A 12,047-nucleotide genomic window follows, 5' to 3' on the forward strand; every position below is an offset into this window, starting at 1 on the left:
ATTCGAGCGCCCCCCGCCCGCCCCCGGTCGCCCGGCCGCGCCTGCCGCTCCCCGCGGCCCCGCGACCGTGTCCCGGCAGGCCGGGGCGCGCGCGATCGGACGTGGAGCGCGCCGTCGCAGCCGCGTGCGCCAACTCAACCGCCCGGCGGGCGCAGCAGCAGCGACGCGAGCGCTCTCGCGGCCCGGGAGCGCCGCCGGCGCGACAGGCGGCCGACCGTTGCCAGCGGCCCTCTGGCCGCGCAAGCTCGCCCGGCCGCCCGCCTCCGCGAGGAACCATGACCGACATCCTGGCCTATCTCGAGCGCCACCAGCAGAAGGAGCTCCTGCGTCTTTTGACCTGCGGCAGCGTCGACGACGGCAAGTCGACCCTGATCGGCCGGCTCATGCACGACACGCGGGCGATCTACGAGGACCAGCTGGCGGCGATCCGGCGCGACAGCGTGCGCCAGGGGACCACCGGCGGCGAGCTCGACCTGGCGCTCCTCACCGACGGCCTGCGGGCCGAGCGCGAGCAGGGCATCACGATCGACGTCGCCTACCGCTACTTCAGCACCGACAAGCGCAAGTTCATCATCGCCGACTGTCCCGGGCACGAGCAGTACACCCGCAACATGGCGACCGGGGCCAGCACCTGCCAGCTCGCCATCATCCTGATCGACGCCCGCCACGGCGTCATGCCGCAGACGCGGCGGCACAGCTACATCTGCAGCCTCCTCGGCATCAAGCACCTCGTGGTCGCGGTCAACAAGATGGACCTCGTCGGCTTCGACGAGGCTGTCTTCGAGGACATCCGGCGCGCCTACACCAACTTCGCCGCCGGCCTGCAGATCCACGACATCACCTTCACCCCGATCTCCGCCCGCGACGGCGACAACGTCGTCGAGGCCAGCACGCGCATGCCGTGGTACCAGGGCCCGCCGCTGCTGGCCCACCTCGAGACCGTCCACATCGCCAGCGACCGCAACCTCCGCGACCTGCGCCTGCCCGTCCAGCTGGTCCTGCGGCCCAGCCACGACTTCCGCGGCTTCGCCGGCTCGATCGCCTCCGGCGTCCTGCGCGTCGGCGACGAGGTCGTCGTCCTGCCGTCGCGCGCGCGCTCCACCGTCAAGCGGCTCGTCACCTTCGACGGCGACCTCGAGGAGGCCCACGCGCCGATGGCCGTCACCGTCGTCCTCGCCGACGAGGTCGACGTCAGCCGCGGCGACGTCATCGTCCGCCCCGGCGGCGAGCCGCAGCAGGCCAGCGAGGTCGAGGCGATGGTCGTGTGGATGGACGAGCGGCCGCTGGTGCGCGGGCGCAGCTACCTGATCAAGCACAACACGCGCACCGTCCCCGGCGAGCTCGAGGCCGTGCTGCACCGCGTCGACGTCGCCACCCTCGAGCGGCGGCCGGCCGACAGCCTGGCGATGAACGAGATCGGCCGCTGCGCCCTGACCCTGCACCGCCCGCTCAACTTCGACCCCTACACCCTCAATCAGGCCACCGGCGGCTTCATCATCATCGACCGCACCACCAACGGCACCGTCGGCGCCGGCATGTTGTGCGATCGCGGCGACCGCAGCGGCGCCGCCGACCCGTGGGCCGCGCCCGGCGTCGACGAGGGCGGCCGCGACCATGGCAGCGCGATCACCCGCGAGGCCCGCGAGGAGCGGTTCGGCCAGCGCGCCGTCACCCTCCTGCTGACCGGCCTGCCCGGCTCCGGCAAGGCCACCCTCGCCTACGCCCTCGAGCAGCGGCTGTTCGCCGCCGGTCGGGCCGTCACCGTCCTCTACGGCCCGGCCATGCGCCGCGGCCTCGCCCGCGACCTCGGCTACGGCGCCGACGACCGCAGCGAGAACCTGCGCCGCTCCGCCGAGGTCGCGCGCCTGTTCAACGAGGCGGGCTTGATCTGCATCTGCGCCTTCGTCGCCCCACACGAGGCCGTGCGCGCCCGGGCCAAACAGGTCATCGGCGAGGGCCGCGTGCTCGAGGTCCACCTCTCCGCCCCGCTCGACGTCTGCCGCGGCCGCGACCGCACCGGCATGTACGCCCGCGCCGAGGCCGGCGAGATCAAGGCCTTCCCCGGGATCAGCGCCGCTTACGAGGCCCCGGTCGCCCCCGACCTGGTCCTGCCGACCCACGAGCTCGGCGAGGGCGCCTGCGTCGACGCGCTGGTCGAGCTGCTGCGCTCCCGCGGCGCGATCGGCTGACGGCGCCGACCTGTCCCTTGTGACCTGCCCCAACGGACAGGCTCGCCGCCTGCCGGCGATCCTGCTATCCTGAGAGCATGGTCGATCCCGGCTCGCCCGTCCTCCCGAGTCACAGCGCCGCCCTCGGCCTCACCCTGTTCGCCGCCATCGCCCTGCCGATCGTCGGCGACGCCAGCGTGCTCGACTGGCTGCTGGCGATCGGCGCGCGCGACCCGATCGCCGCCGTGTTCGGCCTGCTCACCTTCGGGTCGCCGTTCCTGTTCGGCCTCGCCGTCGCCGTCGCCGGCCTCCTGCGCGATCGCGAGCGAGCCGCGCAGGTGATCGCGGTCCCGCTCTCGTTCCTCCACGCCGTCCTCGTGCTCCACGCCGCCGCGCTCGTCCAGGCCCCGCGCGTCCCGCTGCGGCTGTCGTTCATCGGCTTCACCGCGGTCGCCTGCGTCTATTACCTCTACGCCAAGGCCGAGGCCGACGCCTCCGACCGCCCGCTCGGCCCGCGCTGGCTGACCCGCTGGGGCGGCGTCGTCTTGACCGGCGTCACCCTCTGGCTGCACTTCCAGACCTTCGGCCAGCGCCCGTTCGGCCTCGCCCTCCACGTCGCCCTCGCGGCCGCGTTCCTGCTCGCCGCCACCACCCCGCGCGAGTCGCCGACGCACTAGCCGCCGCGAGCAGCCCTCGCCGGTCGGGTTCATAACCGCGTTGCGCATCGGCCACCGGCCCGACGCCCTCCGTCCTCGCGCGCGAGGACGGCTCGAATCACGACGGTCCCAACCCGGCCCCGCGACCCGCGAGCCCCGGCGCGTGGGGCCGACGAGCGACGCGAGCCGGCGCGACGACCCGGCGAGTCCTCGCATTGCCGTCGTGGCCTCGCGCCGGGCGACGGTCGTCACATTCGTCAATGCTGTGATCCGGATCGCAGAATCAGCGCCCTGAATTGCGGCCTGTCGCAGGCGCTTCCCCCGCGGCGCGGACGCCCCGCCGTCGTCGCATGTCCCCGAGGACGCCTCCGAGATCGCCGCGAGCCGGGCGCAGGGCCGTCCGTCCGCCGGTCCGTTGCCTCACCGCCGCCTACCGCCATTCGCCGCCCGGTGGTTCGTTCGTATCTTCGGTTGCATGTCGCGTCGCGTCGTCTTGCTGGTGGCCGCCTCCTTCTCGTGCACCAGGCCCAACCCGCTGTTTGCCCTCTCGGAGGGCGATCCGTCGTCGGAGGCCGACGACGACGACGAACCGGCGAGCGGTTCCGGCGGCGACACGGCCGGCACCGGCGCGCCCCCGACCGGCGGCCTCGTCACCACCGACGGGCCCGCCGGCACGACCGACGGCGATCCGACCGACGCCCCCGTCGACCCGACCGAGGGGCCGCCCGACCCCGGCAGCACGAGCTCGACCACCTCGGCGGTCACCGACGGCAATGACACCTGCACCAGCGATTGCGGCGACTCCGGCGACGATTGCCTCGACGACGTCGAGTGCTCCGGCAAGCTCGAGTGGCTGCGCCGCAGCGGCGACGCCGCGGTCCAGCAGGCCACCGACGTCGCCGTGCTCTCCGACGGCAGCGTCGTCGTCGTCGGCAATTTCACCGGCGAGCTCGGCACCGCGCCCGACGTGATCACGGCCACCACCGATCCGCTCGAAGGCGACGCCTTCATCCTGCGCCTCGACCCGGGCGGCGAGCAGGTGTGGATCCGTTCGCTCGCCGGCGCCGGCCTGCAATCGGCCAGCGCCGTCGTCGCCCTGTCCGACGATCGGATCGCCGTCGCCGGTCGCTTCGCCGGGCAGCTGATGCTCGACCCGCACCAGGTCGACGGCGTCGGCCCGAACCCCGCCTTCGTCGCCGTCGTCGACCCCGACGGCGCCTCGTCGGTCCTCCACGTGTTCGGCGGCGACGACGTCGCCGCCCTCGACCTCGCCGTCGCCCCGGGCGACGACCTCGTGGTCGTCGGTCGCTACGACGGCGACATCCTGATCGGCGCCGACAAGTCGACCAGCAACGCGCGCGACCTGTTCGCCGTCGGCCTCGACCCCGTCGCCGGACCGACGTGGAGCTGGCTGCCGCACTCGACCGCCGATCAGACCGCGCACGCCGTCGCCGTCGCGCCCACCGGCGACGTGTTCATCGGCGGCGAGCTCGAGAGCGGCCTGGAGATCGCAGACATCAACCTGTTGGGCCAGGGCCTCGACGGCTTCATCGCCGGCCTCGACGTCGAGGGCGTCCCGCAGTGGGGCGCGCAGATCGGCGGACCGGGGGACGACCGCGCGCGCGCCCTCGCGGCCGCGCCCGACGGCAGCTTCGTCGTCGCCGGCGTCCATAGCGGCGGCCTCGACTTCGGCGAGGGCTCGCTGCCCGATCCGGGCGCCGGCAAGCTCGGCGGCTACATCGCCGCCTTCGACGCCGAGGGCGGCCTCCGCTGGGCCCGCAGCGGCTTCGTCCTCGGCGCCGAGCCGCCGGGCATCGCCGTCGACGGCACCGGCCGCGTCGTCGCCTACTTGCCGCTCGGCGACCAGCCGATCGACCTCGGCGGCGGCCCGCTCGGCGACGCCCCCGGCGCGCTGCTCGTCAAGCTCACCAGCGCCGGCAACTTCGTGTGGGGCCGTCCGCTCGTCGGTCAGGTCGCGACCGCGGGCCCCGGCCTCGGCGTCGGGCCTGCGGGCGAGATCGCGATCGCCGGCGGCTTCGACCCCGAGCTCGCGCACGACCCGCTGCAGGTCGTCTCCGCCGGCCTGCTCGACGTCTACGCCGGCCGCTTCCTCCCCTGAGCACGGACGCACTATGCTGCCCCTGATAAGCCCCCTCATGAACGACCTCGCCGCGACCTGGAGCCGCTGGAAAGAGGAGACCTTCGGCTCCGGCTATCACATCTGGCACGAGGGCCTCGACGTCGCCGCCGTCACCGGGCTCAAAGGACAGACGCGCGCCCGGGCCCTCGCCATGCTGCGGCTCGGCCGCTCCCTCGGCGACGACCACGCCTTCGAGGCCCTCGCGGCCATGGGCGACGCGGCGACGATCGCCGCCATGCGGGCCCGGCTCGACGCCGGCGACCCCTTTTTCCCGCCGGCCACGCGCGTGCGGTTCGCCCGGATCCTCCACCGCATCAGCCCCGACCCGCGGCTCGCCGAGCACCTCCTGGCCGTGCTCCGCACCACCTGCTCCAAAGGACAGCCGTGGTCCCCGCGCATCGACGCCGCCTTCGGCCTGCGCGAGTTCGCCGGCCCGGCCGACGAGGACGCGCTGCTCGCCGCCGTCGCCGATCCCCACTATCTCGTCCGCTACCACGCCTGCGAGTCGCTGCTGCACCGCTGGCGCGCCGGCCGGCGCCGGCTCACCGACCACCCGGCCCTGTTCGAGCTGATCCGCGGCCCCGACGACGAAGCGTCGACCCCCGGCGACCTCGCCCGCTACGCCGAGGCCCAGCGGCGCCTGCGAGCCCTGGCCGCCCGCCATTGACGGGCGTCAATAATCGAGCCGCAGCCCCAGCGACGGGAAGATCGGCAGCCCGAAGCCGCCGACCGTGTCGCGGAAGTCATAGCTGTACACGTACATCTCGATGTTCTGGTGGTTGTACACGTTGAGCACGTCGAGATACGCGAGGAAGCTGACGCGCTTGTAGATCCACCGCCGGTCGACGCGGAGGTCGAGCTGGTGGAAGGGCGGGAAGCGGGCCGAGTTCTGCAGCCCGCGGATCGGCAGGTACCCGCCCTCGTACTCGATCGACCCGATCACCGGCGTGTACGGCTGCCCCGACACCAGGCGGAAGCGGCCGCCGATCTGCCAGCCGCGGCCGAGCTTGATCGACGCCACGATCGTCAGGTTGTGCCGCTGATCGAAGTCCCCCGGGCGGCGCCCGCCGGGGTCGCCGTATTGCGGGTCGAACCGCAATTGGCTGTGCATCAGCGTGTACGCCAGCCAGCCGTACAGCCGCCGCGTCAGCGGCTTGCGCAGCAGCAGCTCGAGCCCGTACGTGCGCCCGTACGTCAGCCGCGTCGGGAACCCGCCGAGGCTGAGCGGCGGGTTCGCGTTGTCCTGGTCGCGGTAGAACGCCGTCGCGTCGATCGTCATGTCGGCCGGCAGGTCGTGCGACGCCCCGGCCGACAGCTGCAGCGCCCGGATCACCCGCAGCGAGTTCTGCCCGGGGATCACCGCGAACGCCGGCTCGAAGTTGGCGAAGTACGCCGGCAGCACCACCTGATTGGTCCCGATCTGGCCCGAGCTCGGCACGATGCGCGCGTCGACCCCGAACTCCGACAGGCGTGATTGCGAGTACAGGCCCGCGCCGAAGCGCACGCGCCAGCGGTCGCTCACCTCCCACAGACCGTTGAGCCGCGGGTCGAGCGCGAACGCCCGCTCCGACCCGACCGCGAACGCCGACGCGCGGAACCCCGGCACCAGCAGCAGCGACCCCAGGCGCAGCCGCCCCGACGAGTAGAGCCCCAGCCACGTCTGCTCCCCGCGGGCCGACTGCTCCGGCGGCGGCCAGCTGACTCCGTCGGGCACCTGCCCGCGGGCGCGGTAGTGGTCGACGATCAGGTCCGCGCCGACGATCAGGTCGAACCGCTTCGACATCGACCGCTGCAGCTCCGCCCGCAGCGAGCCGACGTAGTCGCGGCGGAACTGCTCGCGCTCCTCCACCTCGATCAGCTGACGGCCGACGTCGAAGCGCAGCGCCGGCGACACCATCGCCGACCACGCCCCGAGCTTCTGCCGGTACGTGAAGTCGACGCGGTGGAAGCTCGAGCGGTAGTCGATCGCGTCGGTGAACCCGCCCTCCTTCTCGTAGTCGCGGAAGCGGAAGCGGATCCGGTCGCCCGCCCCGATCACGCGGGCCGAGATCGACGCCCCGCGCTTCAGCGGGAAGTCGACCATCGCCTGATAGTCGTAGTACGTCGGCAGCACCGTCCCGTTCGAGTCGGTGATCGACATGAACGCCCGCAGGCCCGCGTCCACGTAGCCGCGCTGGGCCCCGACGATGAACGACCCGCGCTTGCCGAGCGGCCCCTCGACCAGCGCGCTCGCGGCCCGCAGGTCGACCCCGATGTGCCCGTGGACCCCGTCGCGTCGCCCGCGGCGCGGCTCGATCACCACCATCCCGCCCGACGCGTTGCCGTAGCGGCTGTCGAAGTTGCCCGGCACGAAGTCGAGGCGCTCGATGACGTCGGCCGGCACGACGCTCGCCAGCGCCAGCGCGTGGAAGGCCCGCGGCACCGGGTGCTCGCCGATGAACACCCCCGACTGCAGCGGGCTCGCCCCGCGCAGCACCAGGAGCCCCAGCCCGCCCGGCGTGCGCGCCACCCCCGGCAGGTTCTGCAGCGCCCGCAGCGGGTCGCCCTGGCTGCCGGGCATCGTCGCGATCTCCTCCCGCGACAGCGACCGCGCCCCCGCCTCGGGCCGCTTCTCCGTGGTGTTGCGGACCACCGTGCGGTACGGGTTCCACTCGGTCGGCCGCGGGAACAGCTGCCGCTCCGTCGTCGCCCGCCTGCGGATCTCGATCGTCTCCGCGAGCCGCTCGAAGCCCGGCGCCGCGATCACCACCTGCACCTTCCCCGGCGGCAGGTCGACCGCGAGTCGCCCGGCCGCGTCGGTCTCGATCGCCGTCGTGAAGCCGCCGGCGCCGACGATCACCACCCGCACCTCGGCCAGCGCCGTGCGCAGCCCGGCCGCCCGCACCCGCGCGCGCAGCGTCCCGCAGTCGTCGCGCCCGGCGCACGGCTCGCTGACCTGCGGCGGCGGCCGCGGCGGCCGCGGCGACGGAGCCGCCTGCGCCTCGAGACATGCTCCCAAGTACATGGCCAGGGCGACATGTCCTTGGAACCACCTCCTCATCGCGCCGCGACCTCGACGCGCAGCCAGGCCGTCGCGGCGCTGCGGTTGTCGGCGAGGACCACGTAGATGTGGTGCGTGCCCGGCTCCTCGGGCGCGCGCCAGTCGACCTCGTAGCCGGGCCCGGCGGTCAGCTCGAACGGCGCCGGCGTGGTCGAGAACCACGCCGCCCCGCGGACCTCGACGATCTGCGACACCGAGACCGCCAGCGTGGCCTCGTCGATCGACACCGAGTAGTAGTCCTGCGGCGGCGCCGCCTCGATCAGCGACAGCGCGATCTGGTCGCCTGTCCGAACGGACAGGGTCGCCCCGGACTGGGCCTCGAGGAAGTACTCGCCGCCGCCGGGCGCCGGCACCCACGCGGCGAAGTGGGCGATCTTCGGCGCCACGTCGGGCTCGATCTGGCTGATCTGCCACGGCAGGTCGTCGGGGGCCACCGGCGACGTCGCCCCCATCGCCGCCCCGGCCACCACCGTGCGCCACGTCGGCCCGACCCGCAGCGTGCGGACGAACAGCAGGCAGTCGCGCAGCGACGACGACACCGTCTCGAGCGCGTCGGCGCGGCGCAGGCACTCGCGCGTGCTCGGCCCCTCGGGCGTGCCGGCCACCATCATCACGATCACCCCGTTGCTCGCCGCGCCGACGACGTCGAGCAGCGGCCCGAGCTCGAACGTCGCCGCCGGGCCGGGCCCGAGCGCGCACGTCTCCGCCAGGGGCAGCGCGATCGGCCCGCACGGCGGCGCCTCGGCGAGGTCGACCAGTTGGTTGCCGGTGCAGCCGGGGACGCCGCACGCGAACCATCGCGGCTGCAGCGCCGCGACGTCGACCGGCCCCTCGGGCCCGGCCACGAACGGCGTCGCGCGCACGCGGTCGCCGGGCATCGCCTCGACCACGGGGCCGCCGCCGGGCGGCGGGTCCGCGCCCCACGGGCCGCGCTCGATCACCTCGAAGCGCATCGCCAGCGCGTCGGTGTGATCGATCACCCAGTAGGGGCGCTCGTCGGGCAAGCAGCTCGCGCCGGCCAGCGCCGCCGCGCCGGCGAGGGCCCGGCTCGCCGCAGCCCCGCGGATCGGCGCCGCCGCGCCCGCACGGGCCCGAGAGCGCAGCGGTGCGCGGAGCGGCACCGGACGAGCCTAACCGCTCAGATTCTCGTTGTCGACCGCGTCCGCCTCCGCGATCCTCCGGCCGCATGGTCTCCTTGCACGAGACACTCCACCGGCCCTGGCTGACCGAGCTCTTGCGCAGCTGGCACGAGTTCAACAAGCGCCACCTCGGCGGCGCCCTGCGCCCGCCGGTGCTGCAGATCGATCTGTCGACCGCGCGCCTCGGTCACTGGCAGCGCGACACGCGGACGCTCAGCCTGGCCCACGACCACCTGCTGTCGCACCGCTGGGACGACGTCCTCGACACCCTCAAGCACGAGATGGCGCACCAGTACGTCGACGAGGTCCTCGGCGGCGACGTGCGCCCGCACGGCCCGCAGTTCGCCCGCGCCTGCGCCCTGCTCGAGATCCGCCCCGACGCCACCGGCAGCCCGCGGGCCAGCGACGACCCGGCCGCGCGCGTGCTGAAGCGCGTGCAGAAGCTGCTCGCCCTCGCCACCAGCGCCAACCGCCACGAGGCCGAGGCGGCCATGGCCGCCGCCAACACCCTGCTGCTGCGCTACAACCTCGACCTGCCGCAGGACGGCCCGCCGCGCGACTACGAGGCCCGCCGCCTCGGCGACAGCGCCGCCGCGATCGCCCTCGAGGCCAAGCTGATAAGCTCGATCCTCAGCGAGTTCTTCTTCGTCGAGTGCATCTGGGTCACCACCTACAACGCCCGCCGGCTCCGCCACGAGCGCGTGCTCGAGGTCCTCGGCACCGCCGAGAACCTCGAGATGGCCGCCTACGTCCACGACTTCCTGCACGCCTCCACCAAGCGCTTGTGGGAGCAGGCCAAAAAAGACATGGACCTGCCCGCCAACCGCCGCCGCGAGTTCAGCGCCGGCCTCCTCACCGGCTTCCGTGACAAGCTCCGCGGCGAGCGCCAGCGCAACGAGGAGCAGGGCCTCGTGTGGCTCGGCGACGCCGACCTCGACCGCTACCTCCGCAGCCGCCACCCCTACATCCGCAGCATGGGCTCCGCCGCCGTCCACCGCGGCCGCGCCCACGCGGCCGGCCGCGCCGCCGGCGAGGGCCTCACCCTGCACAAGCCCGTCCGCGAGCACCAAAGCCGCGGCCTCTCGCTCCCCCGCGGCCGCGACGACTGAGTCCCCCTGTCCTCGAGGACAGGCGCACCGCCTCTCGCGCCCCCGCGGCCGCGACGACGGAGCCTCCCCTGCCCTCGAGGACAGGCGCGCCGCCTCTCGCGCCCCCGCGGCCGCGACGACGGCGCCCGCGTGTCCTTGAGACAGACACCTCGCCGCGGCCGCGGCCTCTCGCTCCCCGCGGTCGTGACGGACATGTCCGAAAGGACAGTCGCCAAGCCTCGGCCGCTCCGCCGCGGCCGCGACGACCGACCCTGTCCGCGAGGACGGGCGATCCAGCGCCCTCGTCGCACCGGTATCACCGGCGCTTCCCAACATGTCCGAATCAACATGCCCGATCGGTCATGTCTTTCAAATCATCAAATGCCCGCCGCCGCCTCGCCGACCTGGCGCCTCGTCCCGCGCGCCCGGACAGCGATGCCGCGTCACTGACGCCGATGTCGCGGCCCTCCCCGCCCATTTTTGCCCGTCGCCCTCCGAGACCCCGCCGGAGCCTCCAGGACCCGCTTGGCACGCCTCCTGCTTTGCGGCTTCGCATCATGCCCAGCCCGCGGATCGCCCTCAGCCTCGCCCTCCTCCCCGCCCTCGTCCTCGCGCCCGCCTGTGACGAGAAGCAGGGCCCCGGACCGGACACCGGCGCCGTCGTCGACGACACCACGGACGGCCCCGACACCACCACCGACGTCCCCGACGGTCCGCCCGAGCCCGACACCACCGACGGCGAGCCCCCCTGCGACGACCCCGTCCCCGAGCCCGACGGCGGGACCACCTGCGACATCCCCGAGCCCGAGCCCGAGCCCGACGACGAGCCCGAGCCGCCGCCGCCGGAGCCCCGCCCCGAGGCCGTCCAGTCCTGCCCCGACCTCGAGTGGCCGGGCACCAAGGAGTGTACGACCGAGGGCGGCGAGCCCGGCACCAGCATGTGCTTCGTGTACGAGGGCGAGGAGCGCTGGACCGAGTGCAGCGTCGAGCCGCCCGCGTGCGACCCGAACTACAACTGGGACATGGGCTGCATCGGTGAGATCTGCGCCTTCGACGGCACCGATCTCTACCTGTACTCCTGGGCCGAGGACGAGTGCGACACTCCGCTCGTCCTCAACTTCGACGGCGCCCCGCTGCGCTTCGAGGCCGCCGCGGCCGCCTCGTTCGACATCTCCGGCGCCGGCCAGTGCCTGAGCACCGACTGGCCGACCCTCCCCTGGCTCGCCCTCGACCGCGACCGCGACGGCGCGATCGACAGCGGCCGCGAGCTGTTCGGCAGCGGCACCGTGCTGCGCAGCGGCCGGCGGGCCAGCCACGGCTTCGAGGCCCTGGCCGAGCACGACCTCAACCGCGACGGCAAGATCGACGCCGCCGACCCCGTCTTCGCCGAGCTCGTGCTCTGGTCCGACGGCGACGGCGATCGCCGCGGCGAGCTGTCCGAGCTCGTGCCCGTCGGCCACGTCGACCTCGTCGCCATCCACCTCGACGTCGCCGTCCGCGCCGAGTGCGACGACCGCGGCAACTGCGGCCGCGAGCGCGCCCGCTTCGAGTTCAAAAATGCGGCCGGCGAGCTCCGCAGCGGCGAGGTCGTCGACGTCTACCTCGCCTGCCAGTGACCCGCGGCCCGGCCGCCTCGCATCCCTTTCCTCCTCACCGCGCGCGGTCGCCTGATCAGGCGGTCGTGCGCGGCTCCTTTTTCTCCGCCACGCGGTCGCTCCCCTCTTCGCTCCCGTGCGCCGACCTCGTCGTCACGGCGCCGACGACCACGAGTCCCGCCGCGGCGACGCCGTGAATCGCGTCGACCTGCACCCGGCGG

General features: G+C 73.8%; 8 protein-coding genes. 6 read left to right on the forward strand and 2 right to left on the reverse strand.

Annotated elements, in window-relative coordinates:
* Positions 1 to 275 precede the first annotated feature (275 nt).
* From cysN to NAEX_RS04615, 4 genes are all read left to right on the forward strand, one after another.
* Entirely contained in the window at positions 276 to 2,189 is a 1,914-nt protein-coding gene (cysN, locus tag NAEX_RS04600) for a sulfate adenylyltransferase subunit CysN (protein ID WP_096326305.1), read from the forward strand.
* 77 nt (positions 2,190 to 2,266) lie between these two features.
* Positions 2,267 to 2,845, forward strand: a complete 579-nt coding sequence (locus tag NAEX_RS49585; protein WP_096326306.1) for a hypothetical protein — start codon at positions 2,267 to 2,269, stop codon at positions 2,843 to 2,845.
* Between the two features lie 454 nt (positions 2,846 to 3,299).
* Positions 3,300 to 4,943, forward strand: coding sequence for a hypothetical protein (locus NAEX_RS04610; RefSeq protein WP_096326307.1), 1,644 nt, complete (start codon positions 3,300 to 3,302; stop codon positions 4,941 to 4,943).
* Positions 4,944 to 4,980: 37 nt separating this feature from the next.
* Positions 4,981 to 5,631: a HEAT repeat domain-containing protein gene (locus tag NAEX_RS04615; protein WP_096326308.1), complete on the forward strand. Its 651-nt coding sequence runs from the start codon at positions 4,981 to 4,983 to the stop codon at positions 5,629 to 5,631.
* A 6-nt stretch (positions 5,632 to 5,637) separates the two neighbouring features.
* Here the strand turns inward: NAEX_RS04615 and NAEX_RS04620 are convergent, their stop codons facing one another.
* Positions 5,638 to 8,004 carry a TonB-dependent receptor gene (locus tag NAEX_RS04620; RefSeq protein ID WP_170135453.1) on the reverse strand — a complete coding sequence of 789 codons (2,367 nt, stop codon included), beginning with the start codon at positions 8,002 to 8,004 and terminating at the stop codon, positions 5,638 to 5,640.
* On the reverse strand, positions 8,001 to 9,125 hold the full coding sequence (locus tag NAEX_RS49590) for a hypothetical protein (RefSeq protein WP_170135454.1): 1,125 nt from the start codon (positions 9,123 to 9,125) through the stop codon (positions 8,001 to 8,003). Before NAEX_RS49590 ends, NAEX_RS04620 begins: the two co-directional genes overlap by 4 nt.
* A 65-nt stretch (positions 9,126 to 9,190) precedes the next feature.
* On the opposite strand from NAEX_RS49590, the gene NAEX_RS04625 reads away from it, so the two are divergent.
* A complete protein-coding gene (locus NAEX_RS04625; protein WP_096326310.1) occupies positions 9,191 to 10,252 on the forward strand; it encodes a SprT-like domain-containing protein in 1,062 nt (353 codons plus the stop codon).
* 536 nt (positions 10,253 to 10,788) lie between these two features.
* A complete protein-coding gene (locus NAEX_RS04630; RefSeq protein ID WP_096326311.1) occupies positions 10,789 to 11,847 on the forward strand; it encodes a calcium-binding protein in 1,059 nt (352 codons plus the stop codon).
* The last annotated feature ends 200 nt before the right edge of the window (positions 11,848 to 12,047 follow it).

Origin of the sequence: Nannocystis exedens (assembly GCF_002343915.1) — a bacterium.
Classification (GTDB): Bacteria; Myxococcota_A; Polyangia; order Nannocystales; family Nannocystaceae; genus Nannocystis; species Nannocystis exedens.

Bases quoted from the DNA above. Each gene is read 5' to 3' on its own strand.
- NAEX_RS04620 (WP_170135453.1), bottom strand. From the start codon at position 8,004: ATGAGGAGGTGGTTCCAAGGACATGTCGCCCTGGCCATGTACTTGGGA.
- NAEX_RS04610 (WP_096326307.1), top strand. From the start codon at position 3,300: ATGTCGCGTCGCGTCGTCTTGCTGGTGGCCGCCTCCTTCTCGTGCACC.
- NAEX_RS49585 (WP_096326306.1), top strand. From the start codon at position 2,267: ATGGTCGATCCCGGCTCGCCCGTCCTCCCGAGTCACAGCGCCGCCCTC.
- cysN (WP_096326305.1), top strand. From the start codon at position 276: ATGACCGACATCCTGGCCTATCTCGAGCGCCACCAGCAGAAGGAGCTC.
- NAEX_RS04615 (WP_096326308.1), top strand. From the start codon at position 4,981: ATGAACGACCTCGCCGCGACCTGGAGCCGCTGGAAAGAGGAGACCTTC.
- NAEX_RS04625 (WP_096326310.1), top strand. From the start codon at position 9,191: ATGGTCTCCTTGCACGAGACACTCCACCGGCCCTGGCTGACCGAGCTC.
- NAEX_RS04630 (WP_096326311.1), top strand. From the start codon at position 10,789: ATGCCCAGCCCGCGGATCGCCCTCAGCCTCGCCCTCCTCCCCGCCCTC.